The organism is Microbacterium sp. R1, assembly GCF_015159725.1.
GTDB classification, from domain to species: domain Bacteria; phylum Actinomycetota; class Actinomycetes; order Actinomycetales; family Microbacteriaceae; genus Microbacterium; species Microbacterium oxydans.
This window is the reverse complement of record NZ_JADDUD010000001.1, coordinates 1,579,313-1,603,605: the sequence shown is the minus strand read 5'-3', so window position 1 is coordinate 1,603,605 and position 24,293 is coordinate 1,579,313. Positions and strand designations below refer to the sequence as shown.

Here is a 24,293-nt window from a genome sequence, read left to right as displayed (position 1 = left end):
GTTCGCGCCTGAACGAACGCGAGGACACGCCTGCGTGAGTGCGAGCGCGAGGACAGGCGATCACGCCGGAACAGGCAGGTTGCGACTCAAGCGGCCTGTTCCGGCGCGGTGGCCCGTCGCCGCGTCGTCCCGAGAATGCGGGTCGAGGATGATTCCGCGAGGTGACCCGAACCGGCGCGAGCTGCAGACGGGCCCCGGGCTCAACCGAAGAGTGCAGCCGCCTCGTCGTAGCGGTAGCGGGGAACCGTGTTCAGCTCACCGAGCGCGTCGGCGAACGGCACACGCACGATGTCGGTGCCCTGCATCGCGACCATCTGACCCCATGCACCGTCGACGATCGCGTCAGCCGCGTGCAGTCCGAGCCGCGTCGCGAGAACGCGGTCGAAAGCAGAGGGCGATCCACCACGCTGGATGTGTCCGAGGATCGTCGCCCGCGTCTCGATCCCCGTGATGCGCTCGATCTCAGGGGCGAGCTGGTCTCCGATACCGCCGAGGCGCGGGCGATTGAACGCGTCGAGCCCCTTGTCGCTGTATGCCTCGTCCATGCCGAGCAGCTTGAAGCCCTCCGAGACGACGACCAGTGGTGCACGTCCGCGATCATGTGCACTGGTCACGAGCTCCGTGATGTCATCGATGGACATCGGCACCTCGGGGATGCAGATCACGTGAGCGCCTGCGGCCATGCCGGCATGCAGCGCGATCCAGCCGACGTGCCGGCCCATGACCTCTGCGACCATGCAGCGCTGGTGCGAGTCGCCGGTCGTGCGCAAGCGGTCCATGGCGTCCGTGGCGATGTTGACCGCGGTGTCGAAGCCGAACGAGTAGTCCGTCGCCTGCAGGTCGTTGTCGATCGTCTTGGGGACGCCGATGACCTTGATCCCGTCCTTCGCGAGACGGTCGGCCGCGGCGAGTGTGCCCTCGCCGCCGATCGCGATGATGCCGTCGATCTTGTGCCCGTAGAGAGTCTTGGCGATGTTCTCGGCTCCCCCGCGCTCGCCCTCGTAGGGGTTGGTGCGGCTGGTGCCCAGGATGGTGCCGCCGACCTTCGACAAGCCCTTCACCTCGTGTCGGGTCAACGGCATGAAGTCACCGTCGACCAGGCCACGCCATCCATCTCTGATGCCGACGAACTCCAGGTCGTACGTGGTGGTGCCCTTGAGCACGATGCCGCGGATGACCGCGTTGAGGCCGGGGCAGTCGCCGCCGCTCGTCAGGATGCCGATCTTCATGCTGGTGCCTTCAGACGTTCGGGAGATGGGGGGAAAAGGCGACGCTGCCTTCGATCGACCCTAGCGCCCCGGCACGTCCGGGCGCCATTCGGGAGCGACGAAAAACGTCGATCTTGACGGCTGGATTCTCCGAAATCGATGAACTTCCCGATCGCCGGCGATCTGACCCTCCGCAGCGCGTTAAGAACAGTGGTTCTTGACGCTCAGATCTCGCCGAGCGCCTGACGCAGCAGATGCATGAGTGCCGCCAGCTGCACCGGTTCAGCCGCCGACTCGTCGACCGCTTCCCCGTCGAGCGCGCGAGCCGCGAGCCCCTGCTTCTGGTCGATCAACTCCGCGATCTTGGTGTCGATCGTGTGCGCGGCGATGATCCGCCATGCAGTGACCGGCTCATCTTGGCCGATCCGATGCACGCGGTCGATCGCCTGCGTCTGCTCGGCAGCCGTCCAGGACAGCTCGGCGAGGACCACGTTCGACGCGGCCTGCAGGTTGAGACCGACGCCCGCCGCGGTGAGCGAGCAGACGGCGATGCCGACCTCGGGGTCGCCGTTGAAGTCGTCGATCGCCTGCTGCCGGACCGCGGTGGTCTGGTCTCCACGGATCGACACCGAGCGGATGCCCGCGGCGGCGAAGTGCGCCTCCGCCTGGTCCATGACGTCGATGTGCTTCGCGAAGAAGACGACCTTGCCCACCGAGCGCTGGAGCTGTGCGGCGTAGTCCGCTGCGAGCGGAGCCTTCGCCTGACCGATACGGCGCACCATGGTGAAGACGTTGTCTCCGCCTGTGCCAGCGGCCTTCGACTCCTCGAGCTCGTTCTGAGCGACCAGCCGCACGATGTCGTCGTCGATCTCGCCGGGGGCGAGGCCGCGATCTCCTCGCGCCTCGATGATGCGACGGTAGCGAGCGGCGAGCCGCTCCCCCAGCTCGCGTTCGGCCTGGCGGATGCTGCGTCCGAACTCGTCGTCGAGCTGGACCGGCAGATCGGCGATGAGCTTGTCCGGAAGGTCCGCCGCCACGTCCTTCTTCTTGCGACGGACGATGCCCATCGAGATGACGGCGTCGCGCGCTTCCGGGTAGAAGGCCTTGTCTGCCGGTGTGAAGCCCGTCGCGTCGAGCTTCTCCATGAGCTCAGGGCCCGGCTTCTCACCGGTCGTCCACCCAAGGAAACGCCAGATCGCATCGAAGTCCTCGACATCGTTGATCAACGGCGTGCCGGTGAGGGCGAGCATCAGAGGGTTGTGACCCGGAGTGCGCTCGCGCACCTGAGCGGCCAGCGACAGCACGTTCTGCGACCGCTGCGACGAGAGGTTCTTGATGAAGTGGGCCTCGTCGACGACCATGCCTCGCAGGCCGATCGACGCGAGCCACGACATGTGCCGGTCCAGGATCTCGTAGTTGACGATGAAGACGTCGGCGAAGGCGTCGATGTCGTCGCCGTCTCCCTGGATGACCGTCGCACGACGCTGCGGCGTCCACCGCTCGACCTCGCGTGCCCAGTTCATCTTCACGACGTTGGGCACCACGACCAGGAGCGGGTATGCACCGGCGACGGAGGCTGCGAGCACGGACTGCGCGGTCTTGCCGAGACCCGGCTCGTCCGCCAGCAGGAAGCTGCGGTGCCCGGCCTTCACGGCTTCGAGGAACCGCGACTGGTGCACCATGACCTCGAGGCCCTTGGGCGAGATGTGGTCGAACTCGGGTGCAGGCGGCAGCTCCATCGACGCCGCAGCGCCGCCGGCCCCTGTCTCGAACGCCTTGTAGAGCGGACCCATGAGCTCCCAGCCGTCCAGACGACGGCGCGGGGTGGCGGCCGGACGCGGCGTGAGGTCGGGAGCCAGGAACGGGTTGGCCAGTTGCCGCGCCTCGACCGAGGGCGGGGTCACCTGTCGCTCGGCGATCGCGGCGGGAACCATCGAGATCTGCACCGGGGCAGCGTCGGCGATGATGAGCTCTTCCGGCGCCAGTTCAGCTCCGGATTCGAGCAGCCAGTCCCGACGCATGCGCTTCGCCACCGGCGACGTCGCCTGGTCGGCCTCGAGCAGCTGGATGAGCGACGTGTCGCGGGCTGCCGTCTTGGCGAGGATCGTCGCGACTCCGTCGAGCCGCTTGAGCAGCTCGACGCGTGCGGGATCGGTGATCTCGCTGTCGGCCTTCACTCTCGCGCGCTCCTCGCGCACCAGGAAGGCGATCACCTGGAACTTCACCCGGTTCGTGGGTCCGAGCTTGCCGCGCTGCGACTTCGCCTCGATCTCGCGCACCTTGCGCGCGAGGATCGGGATGAGGGGTGCCTCGTCGTCGCGACGGGACGTCTTCTTGCGCCGCGTGGCGGCGGTTGCCGTGGTCGGCATGCTCCTCCTGAGCGTGAAAGCTCCGGCTTCCCCCAGGAAGCCATGGGCCGTTCTCGTTGTCCGCGTGTGGCACGAGCCAGGACCGTACGAACAGTGGGTCTTCTTCCCGTCGTGGTACGCGAGATTCGCGAAGTCCGGCGGGAGCCGATATCCATTCTATGTCATGACGCTCGCCCGAACGCGATTGCCCGCGCCGCGCCGCGCCGGAACTCGGACAGCGGGCCCGCTAGCCCGGGAGCCCCAGGGCACGCGCGGCATCCGTCACGTCGGCACCCATCTGTGCCATGAGCTTGTCGATACCTTCGAAGGCCACCATCCCCCGCAGCCTGTCGACGAACTCGACCGTGACGTCGTGCCCGTACAGGTCGAGGCCCGTCTCGCCCAGCACGTGAGCCTCCACCTGCCGGACGAGCACGTCGTCGAATGTGGGGTTCGTGCCGACGGAGATGGCGGAGGGGTGCCGGATACCGGTGTCGTGGTCGACGAGCCACCCCGCGTACACCCCGTCTGCCGGCACGAACGCGTCGACGATGGTCGACAGGTTCGCGGTCGGGAAACCCAGCTCGCGTCCGCGCTTGAGCCCGTGCACAACCTCTCCGCGCACGTCGGGGTACCGACCGAGCACCGTTGCCGCCGAGGCGACATCGCCCTCCATCAGCAGTTCGCGGATCCAGCTCGACGAGACGCGTCGCTCGGAGCCGGGGAGGTACACATCGTCGACGACCTCGACGGAGAAACCGTACAGCGGGCCCATCTCCCGTAGAAGCTCCGGAGTGCCCGCTCCCCGGTTGCCGAAGCGGAAGTCCTGCCCGACCAGAACCGTCGAGACCTGAAGGGCTCCGACGAGGATGTCGACGACGAAGTCCTCGGCACTGCGGGCAGCGAGCTGCTCGTCGAACGTGAGGACCAGGGTGGCGTCGAGTCCGAGCTCCCCCAGGAGCTCGAGCTTGCGCTCCACCGTGACCACGTTCTCCGGGCACCGGTCGGGCCTGATGACGGCGAGAGGGTTGCGGTCGAAGGTGACCGCGACCGCCCGACTTCCCGTGGCGGCCGCGGCTTTCTCGAGGCGTTCGATAACCACACGGTGGCCGGCGTGCACACCGTCGAACTTGCCGATCGCGACCGCGCTCGGACCGAAGTCGCTCGGCACGTCCTCCGGGCTGCGGAAGACGATCACGCGCCCACCTCGACCGGACGCACGACATCGGCGGGCCGATGCGTGCGCAGCCACCAGATGCCGAAGACGGGAAGGATCAGCGGGATGAACAGGTAGCCCCGTCCGAAGAGTGACCACACGGTCTCGTGCTGGAAGAGATCGGGGAGAAGGATGCTCAACAGCCCGACGACGAGCACGCCGGTCAGCTCGAAGACGATCGCGACCCAGGCGACCGTGTACCAGCCACGGCGACGGGCCAGGACGAGGGCGAGCGTGGCGAGGATGTAGACGACGGCGGCGAGTGCGGAGAGAGAGTACGCCAGCGGCGCCTCGTCGAACCGGCGAACGATCTGCACGAAGCTGCGACCTGTAGCCGCCAGCGCCATGACGGCGTAGACGATGACGAGGACGCGACCGATTCCGGTCATCCGAGAGGAGGGGGCGGTGGAGCTCATAGCGCATTCCATCCTAGAGCCGCGGGAGGCCGCCGGGCTCCCGCGGCGACCACTCGCGTCACGCGATCTGGACCGCCCAGATGACCTGCATGCGCCACAGCATGATGGCGATCGCGAGTGCCGCGACCCCGAGGATCACCGTGCTCCAGCGGCTGCGTTCCATGAGCGCCCACAGCACGGCTCCGACCGGGAGCAGGGCAGCCGAGACCAGGTACACCCAGTACTCCAGGAGGTCTCCGGTCGGCGGGTTGCCCGCCAGCGGTGCGATGATCGCGACGATCACCTGGACGACGAGGAGCGCCTCGACGAGGGCGAGGGCACCGACGCTGAAGTCGCTCGGCCTTCTGCCGAGCAGCCCCGCGGCGACGCAGAACACACCGGCGGCGACCGCGATGACGATCTGCGCGATCGTGAACCACAGGATCATGGTGCGACCTCCGGCATGTTCATGGCGCTCTTGAGATCCGCGCCGCGCTTCTCGACGATGCCGATCAGGGCACCGTCCTGGTCGATCGCCGCGCCTATCGCCTCATGCAGACGTGCAGCCTGTCCGCTCAATCGCTTGCCGTGGCGGAGGTCGCGCGCGTCGTCGGAGGACATCTCGAGCACGGGCAGGATCCGCGCCGCCGCTCCGCCCGGAGTCAAGGTCGGCGCGCCCTCGAGTGCATCGAGCCCGACGGCCTCGGTCACATCGAACGGCCCGACCCTCGTGCGCCGCAGTGCCGTCAGATGACCGCCGACGCCGAGGCCCGCCCCGAGGTCTCGGGCGAGGGAGCGGATGTAGGTCCCGGACGAGCACTCGACGATGACATCGAGATCGACGTGCCCCTCTCCGCGGCGAGTGGCCAGCAGGTCGAACCGCGAGATCACGACGTCCCGTGCCGCGAGTACGACCTCTTCTCCCGCGCGCACCCGATCGTAGGCACGGCGACCGTCCACCTTGATCGCCGAGACGGCACTGGGGACCTGGGAGATCTCCCCCGTGAGCTCGGCGATGCCGGCCGACACTGCGTCGTCGGTGACCGAGGCCCAGGCATCGGCGGAGGCCGTCGTGAGGATCTCCCCCTCCGCATCGTCGGTGCCGGTGGTCTGGCCGAGACGGATCGTCGCCGTGTAGGTCTTGTCGGCACCCACGATGTACGTCAGGAGCCTGGTCGCCCCCTCGATGCCGATCACCAGCAGACCCGTCGCCATCGGGTCGAGGGTTCCGGCATGCCCCACCCTGCGGGTGCCGAACGCCCGCCGCGTGCGGGCGACCACGTCGTGACTGGTCAGCCCAGCGGGTTTGTCGACGAGGAGGATGCCGGGCGAGACCATCCTCCCAGCCTACCGACGGTGACGGGGCGGAGCGGTCACGGCGCTCAGCCGCAGACCTCGTACGAGGGCTCCGCACCGGTCGTCACCGTGACGTCCCAGGCGGTATCCGCACCCTCCCGGAACGCGAAGAACACGTGGGCGTCGGTCTCACTCGGGAGCATGATCCAGCTGTCGCTCCCGATCGTCGACGTCCCCTGCTGCGCGGCGGGGTATGCCGCGAGCAGATCGTCCCTGGTGGCGCCGACGCCCAACCCGGTCATCGTCTGGGGACCTGGAACCCCCTCGAGCGACTCACTCGTTGAGGAGACGGAGATCTCGCGGATGGGAGCGTTCGGGCTCTCGGTGCCCCGCACGAAGGACATGCCGTAGGCGGAATCCGACGCCGTCCACCACGCCGACCATGAGCAGTCGACCGCGTCGTTGGTCCATCCCGGTGCGAGACCGTCGAGCGTCGAGGCGAAGTCGCCACCGATCTCGATCGGCCCGACACCGGCGTCGTCGATGACCCAGGTGCTCGGGTCTGTCGCAACCTCGACTCTGGCTTCCGTCGTCGGGCTCGGAGAATCGGACGGTGTCTGGCTGGGACTGACTTCCCGGCTGTCGGATGGCGCGGGCGCCGCACCCCCGGTGCAACCGGTGAGACCGCTCGTGGCGAGAGCGGTGAGGAGGATGAGCGCGGCGGCGCGTGCACGGATCATGAAGCCCCTGACTCCGGTCTCGGGCCCCTCGGCCCGCTCACGTAGGCTGGAGGGATGCCCGACGCGCAGGTCCCTTCCGACGTGGTGTCGGCCCTGCCTGAATGGTACCGCTCCACCGCCAGAGACCTGCCATGGCGACGCCCCGAGTTTCACGACGAGTTCGGGGCCTGGGGTGTGCTCGTGAGCGAGTTCATGCTGCAGCAGACGCCGGTCGTGAGGGTCATCCCGCACCTCGATGCCTGGTTGAAGAGATGGCCGACGCCCGCGAGGATGGCCAGCGCATCGACGGCGGATGTCGTGCAGCAGTGGGCGAACCTGGGCTATCCCCGGCGTGCGCTCTGGCTGCATCGCGCGGCCGTCGAGATCACCGACCGGCATGGCGGGGTCGTACCGCGCGGGGTGGACGACCTGCTGGCGCTGTCGGGTATCGGCGACTACACCGCCCGTGCTGTGGCCGTGTTCGCCTACGGCGACCGCCACCCGGTCGTCGACACGAACACCCGAAGGGTGCTCGCTCGTGCCGTCGAGGGCCGCGCACAGCCGGGCGCGCCGTCACGCCGAGACCTCGATCTGATGGCCTCGCTGCTGCCCGATGACATCGATGCCGCTGCGATGTTCAACGCCGCGGCGATGGAACTCGGCGCCACCGTGTGCACGTCACGATCACCACGATGCGAGCTGTGCCCGTTGGCAGGCAGTTGCGCCTGGCTGGCGGCCGGCAGACCCGACACCGGGGATGAGCGGCGACGCCAGGCGGCTTACGAGGGGTCGGATAGACAGGCCCGCGGCGCGGTGCTGCGGCTGCTGCGGACCCTGGATCCGGAGCCTGTTCCGCTGGCGGCCGTGCTGCCGGACTGGCCTGACGCGGGTCAGCGGGATCGCGCCATCGACTCCCTCATCGCGGACGGCCTCGCGGAAGCCGACGGGTCAGCGCTGTTCCTGCCGCGCTGAACGTCTTCCGCAGGCGATCACGGCAGCCGACGCCTCGACGGGTCCGCACGCTCAGACGTGGTGATCCGTGCGATGCGCGAGCACCGTCAGCTCGACCCTGCTCCGCACGTCCAGCTTGACGAAGACCCGACCGAGGTGCACCTCCACGGTGCGTACCGAGACACGCAGCGCCTCCGCGATCTCGCGGTTCGCGGCTCCTCGGACGGCGCGCATCGCGACCTCCAGTTCGCGCGCCGTGAGCCGGAGCGCCCAGGCCGAACGGCACGCGGAGAGAGCCTCCGCCACGGGGAGGATGCTTCCTTCCCTGGCATCGAGGCGATCCAGCCTGTTCCGGATGGCTCTGGCCCAGGCGGTTGCGCCGGAGATCTCGAACAGCCGCTCCGCGTACTGGAGGTGGATCCTCGCTGACGCGTGATCGTCACGGATCGCCTGCTGCGTCCCGAGCATCATCTCCACCCGCGCCCTCGCGAACGGCGAAGTGAGAGTACGCGCGATCTCGCTCACCTCTTCGCTCTCCGAGGGCCACCGCCCGTCCCCCGCTGTCGCGATGCGTATCCGCAGCTCCTGCGCGAGGGCGATCTCGGGAGGCTCGACCGCCGCGGTCCTGACGCTCTCCTGACCCACGAACGCCATCTCCTCCAGCCCCGGCACCACCAACGTCGGCTGCGGTGCGCCGCGATCGGACCAGAGCCGGAACGTCGCGGCAGCCTCATCGAACGAACCGGCGAGGAACGAGCGGATGCCGCGGTCCACGAGCAGATCGACCTTCACCCCCACGGGGAGGGCCGCCGTGAGCGAACGGGCGAAAGGCCCGAGCTCACCGAGCACGGCCACGTCGAGGCGCCGGGCGAGGACCACGCCGAGGCCGGCGAACGGCATCGAGATCGGAAGCCGGAGAGCCGATTGCATCAGTCGGTCGCGCGCAAGCCCGATGTCGCCCCGCCAGACCAGCAGCAGCACCTCGATGACCGCGCGATAGGCCTGGATGACCGGGCTGTTCTCGTACCCAGGGACGAGAGGATCGGGGCCGACGGACAGGACCGATCCATCGGTCGACAGCAGGCGGAGCGCACGATCGATGTCTCCGTCCGTCGCGGCGCGCAGTGCGCGGAGCATGCCCCCGCTCGCCGGACCGGCTCCACTCACGGCGTCGCCGCCGCGATCGCCCACGATGAGCCAGCACAACGCGACGGCGGGATCGCGGAGCTCATCGCCTGCATCCGCGCGGGCGGCCCCGTCTCGCAGGACATCGAGCCAGGTGCGCATCCCGATCCGGTCGCCGCGCTCGGCGCACAGGACGGCCGCGAGAGCAGCAGCCCTGGTCCAGCGGCACCAGTCCTCCTGATCGAGCGTTCTCGACCGCAGCGTGGTCGGATCGACGGCGGGTACTGCGCCCTGCACGAACGTCCGAGCGACGATCAGCGCGCCGAGGCCGGCGATCCGATGATGCGTGCTTCCGCGCGGATAGAGACCTCCCAGCCATGCTGCGGCCTCCGCAGCGAGTCCGGCGCTCAGGGCCGAGGCGCCGGCGACGAGACATGCCTCGTCCTTGGCATCGCCCACGGCGTGTCTATGCGCCTCGGTCGCGAGCAGCAGCGCACGGTCGGGTTGTCCGGCCTCGGAGAGCCGCCGGGCGAGCCGCGTGAGTCCAGGTGCGGTGGACGGGGCTCCCTCGAGTGAAGCCCGCGCCTGGTGCCAGTCCGCACTCGCGCGTTCGCCCCGAGCACGGAAGAGTGCGCTCAACCGCTGGTGAACCGCCGCAGTCCTGGCCGCGCAGGTCGTCGCCTGCACCCAGACGGACAGTCTCGCATCGACGAGCCGTGCGCGACCGGCGTGCACGAGCACGTGATCTGCGACAGATGCATCGGCCAGTTCGGTCGCCGTTCGTCCGTCGAAGGCGAGGAGGGGACCGAGAGCGTCGTCCAGGCGCACCGCGAGCGCGAGCAGCAGCTCACGATCACGTTCGTCGAGTTCCAGGTCGGCGAACCGGAGCGCGATGGCCGGCACCAGCGGGAGCGGCGTCGGCAACGACTGCAGCCCGTGACGTTGAGCCGGTGTCAGACGCTGGACCACCTCGCGAATCGTCGGCACGTCGCCATCGACGGCGTCGGACAGACGCGCGAGAACGTGCGGAGCGCATCCGAGATCCTGCTCGAGGAGATCCGCCAGGAGAAGTCCGGCCGCGGCGGGCGCGACGAACGGCCCCCCAGTCGTGTCCGTACCCTCGATGCGCCGATCCCCCTCAGCTTCGCGGGATCGGGTCCCGCGGAGCCGAGCGTATCAAACGGTTCTCACTCCGAGTCGTCTTCCGTGCGGTAGGGGTCGGCGTCGCCGGCGTGCGAAGCCGAAGAAGCCAGCTTCGCGACGTCCGCATCGCGCTGCTGCGCCTCGCGGAGCAACGCACCGATGTGGTCGGCGTTCTCCGGCAGCGCGTCCGGGATGAACTCGAGCGTCGGCACGAGTCGTGTGCTCAGCTGTCGTCCGACCTCGCTGCGCAGCATGCCGGTCGCGGAGGTCAACGCGGCTCCGCTGGAGATGCGCTCCTCCTCCGTGCCGAGCACCGTGTAGAACACGGACGCGTGCTGGAGGTCTCCGCTCACACGGACGTCGGTGATGGTGACGAAGCCGAGGCGTGGATCGCGCAGCCCCTTCTCCAGCCTCTCCGCGAGGATCACGCGGATTCGATCCGCAAGTCGGGCCTGTCGTTCGCCTGCCATTGTTCTCTCCCTGTCCAGGAACCCTCAGGGCGTCCCCCGTCTCCCACGATCCGGAAGGAACGGGGAGACGGGGAACGCCCGAGAGTGTTTCGAATAGATCAGCCGCGAGGCTTCTCGATGAGCTCGGTCGTCTCGATCTCGTCACCGATCTGGATGTCGTTGTACTTCCCGAGTCCGATACCGGCCTCGTAGTCCGTACGGACCTCGGTGACATCGTCCTTGAAGCGACGCAGCGACTCGATGGCGAGACCATCGGCGATGACGACGCCGTCGCGGATGACGCGAGCCTTGGCGTTGCGGGTGATCGTTCCCGATCGCACGATGACACCGGCGATGTTGCCGAACTTCGAGGAGCGGAACACCTCGCGGATCTCGGCGACACCCGACTGGACCTCTTCGTACTCCGGCTTGAGCATGCCCTTGAGCGAGCTCTCGATCTCGTCGATCGCGTTGTAGATGACGGAGTAGAAGCGGATGTCCACGCCTTCACGAGCGGCGCGCTCGCGCGCCTTCGTGTCCGGGCGGACGTTGAAGCCCACGATGATCGCGTTGTCGATCGTCGCCAGGTTCACGTCGGACTCGGTGATCGCGCCGACACCGCGGTGGATGATGCGCAGCTGCACCGAGTCGTCGACCTCGATCTTGAGCAGCGACTCCTCGAGTGCCTCGACGGCACCGGAGACGTCACCCTTGATGATGAGGTTGAGAGATTCGACCTTGCCCTCTTCGAGAGCACGGGTGAAGTCCTCGAGCGAGATGCGCTTGCGGGCCTTGGCCAGCTGGGCGTTGCGCTCGACCGCTTCACGCTTCTCAGCGATCTGACGGGCCATGCGGTCTTCCTCGGTGACGATGAAGACGTCGCCGGCGCGCGGTACGGAGTTCAGACCCTGCACCTGGACCGGACGCGACGGGTAGGCCTCGAGGACCTGCTCGCCGTTCTCGTCGGCCATCGCACGCACACGGCCGTAGGCCGTACCCGCGACGATCGCGTCGCCGACCCGGAGCGTTCCGGACTGGATGAGCACCGTGGCGACCGAACCGCGACCCTTGTCGAGCTTCGCCTCGATGGCGACACCGCGAGCGGCCTTGTTCGGGTTCGCGGTCAGGTCGAGGCCGGCATCCGCCGTGAGCAGCACGGCATCCAGGAGATCCTGGATACCCGTGTTCGCCCGAGCGGAGACGTCGACGAACATGACGTCGCCACCGAACTCCTCGGCGACGAGACCATACTCGGTCAGCTGCTGACGCACCTTCGAGGGGTTGGCGTCGGGCTTGTCGACCTTGTTCACCGCGACCACGATCGGCACGTTCGCCGCCTGTGCGTGGTTCAGCGCCTCGACCGTCTGCGGCATGATGCCGTCGTCGGCTGCGACCACGAGGATCGCGAGGTCGGTGACCTGCGCACCACGGGCACGCATGGCGGTGAACGCCTCGTGACCCGGGGTGTCGATGAACGTGATGGCTCGCTCGATGCCCTCGTGCTCGGTCCAGACCTGGTAGGCACCGATGTGCTGGGTGATGCCGCCGGCTTCTCCCTCGATGACGTTGGTCTGACGGATCGCGTCGAGCAGTCGCGTCTTACCGTGGTCGACGTGACCCATGACGGTGACGACGGGAGGACGGATCTCGAGGTCTTCCTCGCTCTCCGCCTCCAGCTCGGCCTCGAGGTCGAGACCGAAGCCCTCGAGGAGCTCCTTGTCCTCGTCCTCGGGCGAGACCATCTGGATCTTGTAACCGAGCTCCTCGCCCAGCACCTCGAACGTCGCCTCGTCCAGCGACTCGGTGGCCGTGGCCATCTCGCCGAGGTTGAAGAGGATCGTCACGAGGGTTCCGGGCTGCACCGTGTAGCCGGTCAGCGTCTCGATCTTGTCGGCGAAGTCCGCGATCGATGCGCCGCGACGCATGCGGATGATCTCTCCGTTGCCGCGGGTGACGTTGACGCCACCGACGACCGGAGCACTCCGCATCTCGAACTCTTGCCGCTTCGCCCGCCGCGACTTGCGCTGCTTGCTCTTGCCGCCGCCCTTACCGAAGGCACCTGCCGTGCCACCGCCGGGTCCACGGCCGCGACCGCCGCCACCACCGGGACGACCGGCGAAACCGCCGCCGGGACGTGCACCGGGGCCGCCTGCTCCACCGGGTCCACCGGCGCCGCCGGGACGACCGGGGCCTCCGGGACGCTGCTGGAACGGAGCACCGGGACGACCACCCTGGCCACCGCGGGGTGCACCAGGACGAGGCGAGCCGGGCCGGGGCGCACCCGGACGGGGTGCACCGGGACGAGGCGCCTGAGGACGCGGGATGTTGCCCGGAGTCGGACGCTGGCCCATGCCCTGCGCCGAGGCGAAGGGGTTGTTGCCGGGACGGGGACCGGCGGGACGCTGGCCCATGCCCTGCGCGGACGAGAAGGGGTTGTTACCCGGACGCGGAGCGCCCGGAGTCGGTGCACTGCTCTCGGCGGGTGCGGCCGCCTCCGGAGCTGCAGGCGCGGGGGCCGCTGCTGCAGGTGCAGGAGTCGGGTCCGCGGGTGCCGGAGCAGCGGGGGCCGGAGCCTCCGGGGCGGGCTTGGGACCGGGCTTGGGGCCGGGCTTCGGGCCCGGCTTGGCGCCGGAACCCGCACCGGGCTTCGCCGCAGACGCTGCCGGCTTCGCGGCCGGAGCAGCAGGGGCTGCGCTCTTGAGCGAGCTGTCGGCCTCGATCGCCGCGCGCAGCTTGCGCGCCACCGGCGGTTCGATGGTCGAAGAGGGGCTCTTCACGAACTCGCCGAGTTCCTTGAGCTTTGCAAGTGCGATCTTGCTGTCGACGCCGAGTTCGGCGGCGATCTCATGTACGCGTGGTTTACCAGCCACAATTCTCCTGTCTGAGTCGGTCCACCCAGACAGGGCAGACCACTAGTCGCGGACGGGTCTCATTTCGAGCCGTTCACTTTGTTTCCATAGCTGTTCAGCCTTTGTTTCTTGGTGGGTGCTGTTCGAAGGTCCGTGTGTCCAGCTGAGTGTTCACACGCAGTGCTCGTCCGAAGGCTCGTCGCCGCAGAGCGGCCTCCATGCATTCGGGTGTCGGATGCACCCACGCGCCGCGCCCCGGCAGGACAGCACGCTCATCAGGGATGAGGGTGTCGTTCTGGGCAACCACCCGGAGAAGGGCGGAGCGGGGAGCACGCGTGCGACAACCGACGCACGTTCGTACGGGTTCCATCTTACACCTGCGTTTCACCCCGCCTCGCCCGTTCCCGGGCGCGGCGGAAGGCCGAAGCCGGTCAGTCGAGGACGCTGTCCGGCTGGATGTCGATCTTCGCCCCCGTGAGCTTGGCGGCCAGGCGGGCATTCTGGCCCTCCTTGCCGATCGCGAGCGACAGCTGGTAGTCGGGCACCAGCGCGCGGACCGCCTTGGTGCCGGCATCGAGCACGAAAGAGCTCGTGACCTTGGCGGGTGAAAGCGCGTGCGCCACGAAGGTCGGGAGATCCGCGTCGTAGTCGACGATGTCGATCTTCTCGCCGGCGAGCTCCTCGGTCACCGCGCGCACACGACGACCCAGCTCACCGATGCAGGCGCCCTTGGCATTGATCGAGGGGTCGTTCGCCTTCACCGCGATCTTCGTGCGGTGTCCGGCCTCCCGGGCCAGCGCCACGATCTCGACCAGACCGGCCGCGATCTCCGGCACCTCCAGGGCGAAGAGCTTGCGGACGAGCCCAGGGTGCGTACGCGAGACGGTGATCTGCGGCCCCTTGAGCCCCTTGGCCACACTCGTGACGTAGACGCGCAGGCGCGAGCCGTGCGTGTACTCCTCGCCGGGCACCTGCTCCTCAGGGGGAAGGATCGCCTCGACGGAACCGAGGTCGACGTGGATCATGCGGGGATTCGGGCCCTGCTGGATCACGCCGGCGACGATGTCGCCTTCCTTGTCCTTGAAGTCGCCGAGCACGACGTCGTCCGCGATGTCACGGAGACGCTGGCTGATGACCTGCTTGGCGGCGAAGGCGGCGATGCGGCCGAAGTCATCCGGCGTCGCGTCCTCTTCGCCGATGATCGCGCCCTCTTCGTCCTTGACGACCTGCAGGACGGCGACATGGCCGGTCTTGCGGTCGAGGTCGACGCGGACACCCTCGGGCGTGACGCCGTCGGCTGCGACGTGCTTGGAGTACGCGGTCAGGATCGCCTGCTCGATGATGGCGACGAGCTCATCGAAGGGAATCGCCTTCTCCTTCTCGATCCCTCGCAGCAGACTCAGTTCGATGTCCATGACGGCCTCTCTATTCAGCTCTCGTCGCGCCTGTTCGCACGCGCGACATCCGTACCACGATACCCTGTGCCCACCGGCTCCCGCACGGCGGCGGCGGTGGCGGAATCCCGGAGCCGCTCGAGGAGGAGCACGTGAGCACATTCGACACGGTCGTGATCGGCGCAGGCATGTCGGGGCTCACGAGCGCCCGGATGCTCGCCGACGCCGGTCAGCGCGTCGTGGTCCTCGAGGGGCGCGACCGCATCGGAGGCCGCATGCACACCGACCGCAGCGCCGGATTCCCGGTCGATCTGGGCGCCTCATGGATCCACGGCATCGAGAACTCCCCGCTGTGGGACCTCGTGCATGCGCTGCGCATCCCGGCGATCGAGTACACGGTGGGCAGCTTCCAGGTGGGAGGTCGCCCGATCGAGAACTACGACGGCGAGGGCCGCCGTCTGGACGAAGCCGCGACCGCGCAGTGGGTCAGCGACGTCGACCTGGCCGACCGCCTGCTCGTGGAAGAGATCGCCGCATCCTCCTCCGGCGACACGTACCTGGACGTCACGGAGCGCGCTCTGGACAGGTCGGGGCTCTCCCCTGATCGCATCGACGACATCCGCGAGTTCTTCCGCCATCGCGTCGAGGAGCAGTGCGGCGCCTGGATCGGCGATCTCGATGCCCATGGCCTCGATGAGGATGCGATCGAGGGCGACGAGGTCATCTTCCCCCGCGGTTACGACGAGCTCCCCCGCCGCATCGCAGACGGCCTCGATGTGCGCCTGGAGACGGTCGTGACCCGCGTGAGCCGTTCCGCAGCGGGCGTCGTCGTGCGCGCCGGTGATACCGAGTACCGCGCGGATCGCGTCATCGTCACCGTGCCGCTCGGGGTCCTCAAGGCGGGAACGATCTCGTTCGATCCCGAGCTCCCCGAAGCGGTCTCCGGCCCTATCTCCCGCCTCGGGATGGGCGTGTTCAACAAGGTGTTCGTCCAGTTCCCCGAGCGCTTCTGGGACGAGGAGACGTACGTGATCCGCGCACTCGGCGACGCCGGCGAGCACTGGCACTCCTGGTACGACGTATCTGCAGTGAGCGGGATCCCCACGCTCCTCACCTTCGCCGCCGGCCCTTTCGGTCGTCGGATGCAGGACCTCGCGGATGCCGAGATCGTCGCCGACGCGGTCAGCGCTCTCCACGTCCTCTACGGAGACGCCGTCGGTGAACCGCTCGCGCACTGGGTCACGCGTTGGGGCGAGGACGAGTTCTCGAACGGCTCGTACTCCCACCTCGCCCTGGGATCGACGCACCACGATCACGATGCTCTGGCGGGCCCCGTCGACGGGGTGCTGCACTTCGCCGGCGAAGCCACCTGGGGCGATGAGCCGGCCACGGTCGGGGCGGCGTTCTACTCCGGCCGCCGCGCTGCGGAGCGCATCCTCGATCGCCCGGTCGATCTCGCCGACTTCGCCGCCCGCATCACCGCGCGGGAGCAGACGGTAGGGCGTTGATCGCGCCGATCAGTCGGAACAGATTGCCCACCTGCCGCTGATCCAGGTGCAGGATCAGGCGCGGGAGGTCGAGGTTGTCGGCGTCGGCGACCTCCGGCTGACGCGGGCCCGTCCGCTCGATCCTCCCCGATGACAGCATCGAGCCGAACTCCTCGTTGAGCCGATCGATCTCCTCGTCCGTCGGCTCCGCCTTGAGCCGCAGCACCAGCGCATCGCCCACCCAGCGCAATGAGTCGTAGTTGTGCCAGAAGCCCGTGATCTCCGCCCTGGCCGCATCGACCGAATCCGTGATCACGACGCGATCGAAGTCGCCCTCCGAGATGACCCCGGTCGGGGCGAGATGGTCGTCGATGAAGCTGCGAAGCCCCTGCCAGAACGTGCCACCCGGCTCGTCGAGGAGAACGATCGGCGTCGGTTCCGCCTTGCCGGTCTGCTGCAGGGTGAGCAGCTCGAACATCTCGTCGAGGGTGCCGAACCCACCCGGCAGGCAGATGAACCCGAGCGATTCCTTGATGAGCATGAGCTTGCGGGTGAAGAAGTACTTCATCGCGACCACGTGGTCCTGGCCGGCCACGAAGCCGTTGGGCTTCTCCTCGAACGGGAGCCTGATCGAGACGCCCAGCGAGAGGGCAGGACCCGCTCCCTCGGAAGCCGCCTGCATGATGCCGGGCCCCGCCCCCGTGACGACCATCCACCCATCCCCCGCGAGGGCCGAGGCGACGTCGCGCGCCGTCAGGTACAGCGGATCGTCCTGCCTGGTTCGCGCCGAGCCGAAGACCGTGACCTTGGGGACGCCGCGGAACGGAGCGAAGAGACGGAACGCATCACGCATCTCGGCGAGCGCTGCCGAGGCGATCTTCAGATCGAGGCGGTCGGCGCCGTCCTCCCCCAGAAGGATCGCGGTGCGCAGCATCCGCATCACGAGCCTGCGGTCGGTGTGCACTCCCGCATCGTCGAGGACGGCGTTGATCTCGGCGCTGAGCGCTTCAGGGAGGGGTTCGTCGATCATGCCTCCAGGGTGTCATGCTCCGGGGCGACCGTGGCCTCCTGCCACGCCGTCGCTCAGACTCCGCGGGACTCGTCGACGGCCGCCCGGATCTCGTCGTGCGGGAGCGCGAGGCTCCTGTGCCCGTCGCGTCCTGTCATGTCCTGCGCTGCGACGAGTGCGTTCCACACGGCCTCGTCGACGGCCTGCACCGCTGCCGTCAGGAAGGGATCGATCCGCCCCCACGGGATCAGGCGCATGGTCTCGTAGACCTCGTCGCTCCCCTCCGGGAACTGCGACGTGAGCGCACCCTCGTTCGCGGTGGAGAACGCGAGGACGATGTCGCCCGAGAAGTGACTGCCCGCGGTGCCGCTGCGGCCGAGACCCAGGGCTCCCCGACGAGCCAGTGCCGCGCACTGACCGGGAAGGAAGGGGGCGTCAGTGGCGATGACCACGATCGCGGATCCGGCTCCTCCCGGGGCATGTTGGCGCCGCTCCCGAGCGAACCAGTCGTCGTCGCCCATCGGGTTCGGCGCCGACGATCGTGCGCCCAGGTCGATGCTGCCGAGCCGAAGCTCGTCGCGCGCACCGAAGTTCGCCTGGATGAGGACTCCGACGGTGTACTCGGCACCGCCGTACGCCACCGTTCTGGATGCCGTGCCGGTGCCTCCCTTGAAGCCGTAGCAGTTCATCCCCGTCCCTCCGCCGACGTTCCCCTCCGCCGGTGCGGCGGTGCTGGCCGCCTCCAGGGCCGACCACGCGTCCGCCGGCGTGACGTGACCGCCGTTGATGTCGTTGAGGTATCCGTCCCAGGTCTCCCCGACGACGGGCAGCATCCACTGGGCGGCGACGTGCGGGGCGATCTGCGCCACCCAGGAGTCGATACCGCTGTGCACGGCTCCGACCGCATGCGAGCTGGTGATCCCGATCGGCATGGACAGCGATCCGGACTCGTCGATCCATGCGCGGCCGGTGAGCTCGCCGTTCCCGTTGAAGGCGTGGACGGCCGCAGCACAGGGCACGCCCACTCCCTCGCGGCCCCGGGGCAGGACGGCGGTGACCCCGGTGCGGACGGCGTGCGCTCCCTCCCCCGCGACCATGGTGCGATATCCGACGGCCACACCGGGGACGTCGGTGATCGCGCCGTGGGTGCCGCTGCGTCCCGCGAACGGGACCCCCAGATCCCTTGCCCTGATACGCCTGCGTGACGACTCCGACGCCGATGAGGAAACCACCATGTACTCCACTCTGACCTGAACGTGTGTTCAGAGAGTATGTCATCCAACGCATGTTTTGCTTGACTTAACCCGGCTTTGCCTTTTGAATCACTGTTCAAGAGCTCGTACCGTCCGATACGCACCCTCCCGACAGCAGATTCCGGAGCCGCAGATGTCTCAGCCGAATCCCTCCGTCCCCACGACCACGACGCTCGCCCAGCGGCGCCTCGGAGTCTGGGCGATCGTCTTCTTCGTGGTCTCCGCCGCAGCTCCCCTCACGGTCGTCGCCAGCGCTGCAGCCACGGACTTCCGTCTCGCGGGCATCGGCGGCCCGGGCGCGATGCTCGCCAGCGGTGTCGTGCTGATGCTGTTCGCCTTCGGTTTCACCGCCATGTCGAGGTATGTGCGCAACACCGGCGCCTTCTACGTCTACGGCGCTCGAGGACTCGGCAAACCCGTCGGCATCGGCATCGTGTTCGTGACGATCTTCTCCTATACCGCCCTGTGCATCTGCTTCTACGGCTTCGTCGGGTTCTTCGGGGAGATGACGTTCTCCGCACTCTTCGGCATCGATCTGCCCTGGACCGTCTACGCGCTGCTGGCGCTCGTCATCGTCGGGGTGCTCGGCTACCGCAAGATCGATGTCGGTGCCAAGGTTCTGGGCGTCCTGCTCACGGCCGAGGTCGCCATCCTGCTCGTCCTCGCGATCGCCGTGCTCGCCTCGGGCGGCCCCGAGCCGATCTCGTTCGCCTCCTTCGCCCCCGAGAACGTCTTCTTCGCCGCCGGGAGCGGCGCGCTCTTCGTCTTCGGGTTCGGTGCCTACCTCGGCTTCGAGAGCACGGCGATCTACGCCGAGGAGGCGCGGGATCCGGCACGCACCGTGCCGATCGCGACATACATCTCGATCGCGTTCCTCGGCGTCTTCTACGCCTTCACGTTCTGGATCCTCACGGTCGCCTTCGGCATCGAGGGCGTGCTGCGCCTCGCCCTGCAGGACGACTTCCAGGACATGGTCTTCCACGCCGGCGACGCGTACCTGGGCGCCTGGGCGTCCGTGACGATGCGGGTGCTGATCGTCACGAGCTTCTTCGCCTGCCTCCTCGCGTTCCACAACGCCAGCTCCCGGTACCTCTTCTCGCTCGGACGGGAGCGTCTGCTGCCGTCGTGGCTCGCGCAGACCCAGCCGACGACGCAGGCACCTCACCACGCAAGCCTCGTGATCTCGATCGTGTCGCTCGTGGCCATCGCGGTGACGATCATCAGCGGAGCGGATCCCTTCCTCGGCTTCGCGCTCCCTGTGTACTCGATCGGCGTGGCCGGGTTGGTCTTCGCCCAGGCCGTGGCCGCCATCGCCGTGGTCGGCTTCTTCCTGAGAGGGCGGCGAGGCCACAGCATCTGGCGGGTACTGGTCGCACCGGCGCTCGGGGCGCTCGGTCTGATCGTCGGATTCGTCCTCATCGCGACCAACTTCGATCTCGTCACCGGCCTCCAGGGGCCCGTCAACCTCGCGCTCCTCGCCCCCACCCCCGCCCTGTTCGTGGCCGGCATCGTCGTCGGGATCGTCCTGAAGCGACGTCGTCCCCGCCACTATGCTGAACTCACCACGCTCGTTCCCGACGACGAGTAGCGCCAGGCGCGAGGAGGATACGTGGCCGAGCAGCGCAAGCACGCCACCCGACGGGCGGAGCTCATCTCCGCGACCAGGCGCGTCGCCGGGCGCAGCGGTCTCCTCGGCACGAACGTGCGCGCGGTCGCCGCGGAGGCCTCGGTCAGCGCAGGGAGCGTGCTGTACTACTTCTCCACCTTCGACGAGCTCATGTACGCGACCGTCGAGGGTGTCCTGGAGGAGATGTACGAGAGGCGACGCGCACTCGCCGAGAACGAGCCCGACCCGGCGAAGCGTCTGGTCGCTCTCGTCATGGCCGGGATCCCGGACGAGATCAGCGACCATCTGCGCATGGCGTACGAGAGCATCCCCCTGCTGCGGGAACAGCCTCAGTATCGTCCCCTGCACCGCTCCATCGTCGAACGGCAGGTCGCGCTCTACAGATCGACGATCGAGATCGGCACGGCGCTCGGCACCTTCCGCCCCACCGCCGACCTCACCGTGATCGCACGGAACATCGTCGCTCTCGAGGACGCTTACGACCTCTACCCGCTGATCGGCGTCGAGCTGGGAGCGCAGACGTACCGGTCGAACATCCTCTCCTACGCCCGCACTGCCCTCGACTGCGACTTCGGCGGCTGAGCCCCGCCGTCCACTCGTCTGCCTTCGGCGATGTCGAGCACGGCGGCTGCTCCCTGTCAATGCCCGTGTGCCCGCACGCTCCGCACGGCACGCTGACGTGATGACGGAGATCACAGGACCCGAAGCCCTCGCCCGCATCGCCGAACTCGTGGAGGACATCGACATCACGATGCTCACCACGACCGACGACGACGGCAACCTCGTGAGCCGGCCGATGTCGACCAGGCAGATGGACGACGCGGGCGACATCTGGTTCTTCACCGCTGAGGACACCGAGAAGGTCCACGAGGCCCGAGAGCACCACGACGTGGGCCTCGCCTACTGCGATGCCAAGGGCATGCGATACGTGTCGGTCGCCGGCACCGCAGAAGTGGTGCACGACCGCGCCAAGATGGAGGAGCTCTACTCCGCGTCGCTGGAGATCTGGTTCGCGGACGGCCTCGACACCCCGGGCATCGCCCTCCTCAAGGTCACGCCGAAGGTCACCGACTTCTGGGAGCCGTCGAAAGGCAGGCTCGCGCTCGCGGCGGGTGCGCTGAAGTCGCTCGTGACCCGGGACACCCCGGACGACGACACCATGAACCACGGCCGCATCGTCTGCTGACGATGCGGCCGTGAAGGCTCACTGTGGGGTCAGAGCGCGGCGGAGAGTCGCGGCACGACCTCGTCGACGGAGACGGCCTCGCGCTCCCCGGTGGCGCGGTCCCACAGCTCGACCTGGCCCTCCGCGGCCCCGCGGCCGACGATGACGATCTTCGGCACACCGACGAGCTCGGCGTCTCCGAACTTCACTCCGGGCGAGACCTTCGGCCGGTCGTCGTAGAGCACGTCGAGCCCCGCGGCTTCGAGCTGAGCGGAGATCCCCTCCGCGACCTCGAACGCGACCTGGTCGCGGCCCGCGGCGACGACCTGCACGTCGAACGGCGCGACGGACGCCGGCCAGATGAGGCCCTTGTCGTCGTTGTTGAGCTCGGCGATGATCGCGAGGATACGGGTCACGCCGATGCCGTACGAGCCCATCGTGACGGTGACGAGCTTGCCGTTCTCGTTCAGCACCTTGAGGCCCAATGCCTCGGCGTACTTGCGTCCGAGCTGGAAGACGTGCCCGATCTCCATGCCGCGAGCGAGCTCGACCGGACCGGAGCCGTCGGGGGCGGGATCGCCTGCACGCACGTTCGCGATCTCCACGATGCCGTCGGCGGCGAAGTCGCGGCCGGCCACCACGGAGTGCGCGTGCTTCTCGTCGATGTTCGCGCCGGTGATCCAGCTCGTGCCCTCGCTCACGCGCGGATCGACGAGGTAACGGATGCCGGTGGCCGACTCCTCGCCGAGCACTGCTCCCGTCGGCGACCACGGACCGATGTAGCCCTTCACCAGCAGCGGGTTGTTCTCGAAGTCGTCCGCGGTGGCCGTCTCGACCTCGGCGGGCGCGAAGGCCACCTCGGCGCGCTTCTCATCGACCTCGCGGTCACCGGGGATGCCGACGATGACCAGTTCGCGGGTGCCATCGAGGTGCGTGAGGGCGAGGACGACGTTCTTGAGCGTGTCCGCAGCGGCGTACTCGCCGTCGAGTTCGCGGTTGGCGTGAGCCACCAGCGTGTCGATGGTCGGCGTGTCCGGGGAGTCGAAGATGACCGGGGACGCCTCGGCGTCGTAAGCGATGGCCTCTGGCACCGCCGTGGTGAAGGCCTCGACGTTCGCCGCGTACCCGCCCGCGCTCCGCACGAACGTGTCCTCCCCGACAGGCGTGGGGTGCAGGAACTCCTCGCTCCGGGAGCCGCCCATCGCGCCGGCGTCGGCCTGGACGATGACGTACTCGAGTCCGAGGCGCTGGAAGATGCGCTCGTACGCGTCGCGCTGCGCCTGGTAGCTGACGTCCAGGCCCTCGTCTGACGAGTCGAACGAGTACGCGTCCTTCATCGTGAACTCGCGTCCGCGGAGCAGACCCGCCCGCGGGCGTGCCTCATCGCGGTACTTGTCCTGGATCTGGAAGATCGTGAGGGGCAGGTCCTTGTACGAGGAGTAGAGGTCCTTCACGAGCAGCGTGAACGCCTCCTCGTGCGTGGGCGCGAGCAGGTAGTCGCCGCCCTTGCGGTCCTGCAGACGGAAGAGCAGGTCGCCGTACTCGTCCCAGCGCCCGGTGGCCTCGTAGGCCTCACGCGGCATGAGAGCGGGGAAATGCACCTCCTGCGCGCCGGCGGCTGCCATCTCCTCCCGGACGACGGTCTCGATCTTCGACTTGACGCGCAGCCCCAGTGGCAGCCACGCGAAGATGCCGGCGGCCTGCGGGCGGATGTATCCCGCCCGGATCAGCAGCCGATGGCTGGCGACCTCTGCGCCTGCAGGGTCTTCACGGAGCGTGCGGAGGAAGAAGTTCGAAAGACGAGTGACCACGGAGCAAGTCTAGTGAGCCGTGGTCACCCGTCTTCGACCGCGTCAGTTGAGAGCGGGGAGGTTCGCCGGGACGACGCCACCCGCGTAGAGGTCGGCCGCCAGCTCCTGCAGGGCCGTCAGAGCCACACGCTGCGGAAGCGGGCCGTACGAGATGCGTGCGACGCCGAGCTTCTCGTACTCGGACGCGGCGAGGGCGCCGGGGATCCCGATGACGCTCACCTTGCGCTCGCCGATGCCCTCGACGAGCTGGCGGGTCACGTTCATGTCGAGGATGCCGGGGACGAAGACCGCCGTCGCGCCGGCATCGAGGTAGGCGCGACCACGCTGGATCGCATCGGCGATGCTCTCCTGCACGGGGCGACCGCCGGCCCGGACGAACGCATCGGTGCGGGCGTTGAGAGCGAAGGAGACGCCCTCCGACTGTGCGGCCTTCACGATCGCCTCCACCGCTGCGACGGACTCGTCGAGCGGCTTGAGGCGATCCTCGACGTTCGCACCGACGACGCCGACTCCGATCGCGAGGCGGGTGGTCTCTCCCGCATCCCCGTACCCGTCGTCGAGGTCTGCCGTGACGGGCGCCTGGACGGCGGACGCGATGCGACCCACCATGTCGATCATGATGTCGCGAGGCGTCGAGCCGTCCTCGTAGCCGAACGATGCGGCGATCCCGTGTCCGGCCGTCGCGATCGCCTTCGTCTCGGGAAGAGCGGCGACCGCTCGTGCGGAGACGACGTCCCACACGTTGACGACACGGAGGATCTCCGGTGCGTCGTAGAGTCCGACGAGGGTCTGGGCTTTGGCTGCAGTGATCATGACTCCACGCTAACGCGGGATGGCTTCGGCAGGGC

General features: G+C 68.4%; 21 protein-coding genes. 5 read left to right on the top strand and 16 right to left on the bottom strand.

What is annotated here, in order from left to right; translation table 11 throughout:
* Window positions 1-200: 200 nt before the first annotated feature.
* The 7 genes from ILP86_RS07900 to ILP86_RS07870 form a co-directional block, all read right to left on the bottom strand.
* Window positions 201-1,229 (bottom strand): 6-phosphofructokinase, encoded by a 1,029-nt coding sequence (locus tag ILP86_RS07900; protein ID WP_046748279.1) that lies wholly within the window; start codon window positions 1,227-1,229, stop codon window positions 201-203.
* A 203-nt stretch (window positions 1,230-1,432) separates the two neighbouring features.
* Window positions 1,433-3,577 (bottom strand): DEAD/DEAH box helicase, encoded by a 2,145-nt coding sequence (locus ILP86_RS07895; RefSeq protein WP_058632305.1) that lies wholly within the window; start codon window positions 3,575-3,577, stop codon window positions 1,433-1,435.
* Window positions 3,578-3,803: 226 nt separating this feature from the next.
* Window positions 3,804-4,754: a bifunctional riboflavin kinase/FAD synthetase gene (locus ILP86_RS07890; RefSeq protein WP_046748277.1), complete on the bottom strand. Its 951-nt coding sequence runs from the start codon at window positions 4,752-4,754 to the stop codon at window positions 3,804-3,806.
* Complete coding sequence (locus ILP86_RS07885; protein WP_171010960.1) at window positions 4,751-5,161, bottom strand: hypothetical protein; 411 nt, start codon at window positions 5,159-5,161, stop codon at window positions 4,751-4,753. Before ILP86_RS07885 ends, ILP86_RS07890 begins: the two co-directional genes overlap by 4 nt.
* An 85-nt stretch (window positions 5,162-5,246) precedes the next feature.
* Window positions 5,247-5,615: a hypothetical protein gene (locus tag ILP86_RS07880; RefSeq protein WP_046748275.1), complete on the bottom strand. Its 369-nt coding sequence runs from the start codon at window positions 5,613-5,615 to the stop codon at window positions 5,247-5,249.
* The gene (truB, locus tag ILP86_RS07875; protein ID WP_193761734.1) at window positions 5,612-6,505 is read right to left on the bottom strand and encodes a tRNA pseudouridine(55) synthase TruB; all 894 of its coding nucleotides are present in this window, start codon (window positions 6,503-6,505) and stop codon (window positions 5,612-5,614) included. Before truB ends, ILP86_RS07880 begins: the two co-directional genes overlap by 4 nt.
* Window positions 6,506-6,549: 44 nt before the next feature.
* Window positions 6,550-7,203, bottom strand: coding sequence for a hypothetical protein (locus tag ILP86_RS07870; RefSeq protein WP_193761733.1), 654 nt, complete (start codon window positions 7,201-7,203; stop codon window positions 6,550-6,552).
* 54 nt (window positions 7,204-7,257) lie between these two features.
* Between ILP86_RS07870 and ILP86_RS07865 the strand changes: the two genes are divergently transcribed.
* On the top strand, window positions 7,258-8,154 hold the full coding sequence (locus tag ILP86_RS07865) for an A/G-specific adenine glycosylase (RefSeq protein WP_046748272.1): 897 nt from the start codon (window positions 7,258-7,260) through the stop codon (window positions 8,152-8,154).
* 51 nt (window positions 8,155-8,205) lie between these two features.
* On the opposite strand, the gene ILP86_RS19910 is transcribed toward ILP86_RS07865, so the two are convergent.
* The 5 genes from ILP86_RS19910 to nusA all read right to left on the bottom strand — a co-directional run bounded on the left by ILP86_RS19910 (window position 8,206) and on the right by nusA (window position 15,114).
* Window positions 8,206-10,245, bottom strand: a complete 2,040-nt coding sequence (locus tag ILP86_RS19910) for a response regulator transcription factor (protein ID WP_193761732.1) — start codon at window positions 10,243-10,245, stop codon at window positions 8,206-8,208.
* A gap of 200 nt (window positions 10,246-10,445) precedes the next feature.
* Entirely contained in the window at window positions 10,446-10,871 is a 426-nt protein-coding gene (gene rbfA / locus ILP86_RS07855; protein ID WP_046748269.1) for a 30S ribosome-binding factor RbfA, read from the bottom strand.
* A 98-nt stretch (window positions 10,872-10,969) separates the two neighbouring features.
* A complete protein-coding gene (gene infB / locus ILP86_RS07850) occupies window positions 10,970-13,720 on the bottom strand; it encodes a translation initiation factor IF-2 (protein ID WP_061016557.1) in 2,751 nt (916 codons plus the stop codon).
* Between the two features lie 94 nt (window positions 13,721-13,814).
* The gene (locus tag ILP86_RS07845) at window positions 13,815-14,069 is read right to left on the bottom strand and encodes a YlxR family protein (protein WP_082108654.1); all 255 of its coding nucleotides are present in this window, start codon (window positions 14,067-14,069) and stop codon (window positions 13,815-13,817) included.
* Between the two features lie 61 nt (window positions 14,070-14,130).
* Entirely contained in the window at window positions 14,131-15,114 is a 984-nt protein-coding gene (gene nusA, locus ILP86_RS07840) for a transcription termination factor NusA (protein ID WP_046748267.1), read from the bottom strand.
* 131 nt (window positions 15,115-15,245) lie between these two features.
* Between nusA and ILP86_RS07835 the strand changes: the two genes are divergently transcribed.
* Window positions 15,246-16,601 (top strand): FAD-dependent oxidoreductase, encoded by a 1,356-nt coding sequence (locus tag ILP86_RS07835; protein ID WP_193761731.1) that lies wholly within the window; start codon window positions 15,246-15,248, stop codon window positions 16,599-16,601.
* Here ILP86_RS07835 and ILP86_RS07830 read toward each other — a convergent pair.
* Complete coding sequence (locus ILP86_RS07830) at window positions 16,570-17,610, bottom strand: TIGR00730 family Rossman fold protein (RefSeq protein ID WP_046748266.1); 1,041 nt, start codon at window positions 17,608-17,610, stop codon at window positions 16,570-16,572. The genes ILP86_RS07835 and ILP86_RS07830 overlap by 32 nt on opposite strands.
* Window positions 17,611-17,663: 53 nt before the next feature.
* A complete protein-coding gene (locus ILP86_RS07825) occupies window positions 17,664-18,824 on the bottom strand; it encodes a P1 family peptidase (RefSeq protein WP_179515946.1) in 1,161 nt (386 codons plus the stop codon).
* A 151-nt stretch (window positions 18,825-18,975) separates the two neighbouring features.
* Between ILP86_RS07825 and ILP86_RS07820 the strand changes: the two genes are divergently transcribed.
* From ILP86_RS07820 to ILP86_RS07810, 3 genes are all read left to right on the top strand, one after another.
* Window positions 18,976-20,430 carry an APC family permease gene (locus ILP86_RS07820; RefSeq protein ID WP_193761730.1) on the top strand — a complete coding sequence of 485 codons (1,455 nt, stop codon included), beginning with the start codon at window positions 18,976-18,978 and terminating at the stop codon, window positions 20,428-20,430.
* Window positions 20,431-20,451: 21 nt separating this feature from the next.
* Window positions 20,452-21,051 carry a TetR family transcriptional regulator gene (locus tag ILP86_RS07815; RefSeq protein ID WP_058631273.1) on the top strand — a complete coding sequence of 200 codons (600 nt, stop codon included), beginning with the start codon at window positions 20,452-20,454 and terminating at the stop codon, window positions 21,049-21,051.
* A gap of 100 nt (window positions 21,052-21,151) precedes the next feature.
* Window positions 21,152-21,655 carry a pyridoxamine 5'-phosphate oxidase family protein gene (locus ILP86_RS07810; protein ID WP_193761729.1) on the top strand — a complete coding sequence of 168 codons (504 nt, stop codon included), beginning with the start codon at window positions 21,152-21,154 and terminating at the stop codon, window positions 21,653-21,655.
* 29 nt (window positions 21,656-21,684) lie between these two features.
* Here the strand turns inward: ILP86_RS07810 and ILP86_RS07805 are convergent, their stop codons facing one another.
* Both ILP86_RS07805 and ILP86_RS07800 read right to left on the bottom strand, forming a co-directional pair.
* Window positions 21,685-23,445, bottom strand: coding sequence for a proline--tRNA ligase (locus ILP86_RS07805; protein WP_193761728.1), 1,761 nt, complete (start codon window positions 23,443-23,445; stop codon window positions 21,685-21,687).
* A gap of 42 nt (window positions 23,446-23,487) precedes the next feature.
* Window positions 23,488-24,258 carry an isocitrate lyase/phosphoenolpyruvate mutase family protein gene (locus ILP86_RS07800; RefSeq protein WP_193761727.1) on the bottom strand — a complete coding sequence of 257 codons (771 nt, stop codon included), beginning with the start codon at window positions 24,256-24,258 and terminating at the stop codon, window positions 23,488-23,490.
* Between the last annotated feature and the right edge of the window lie 35 nt (window positions 24,259-24,293).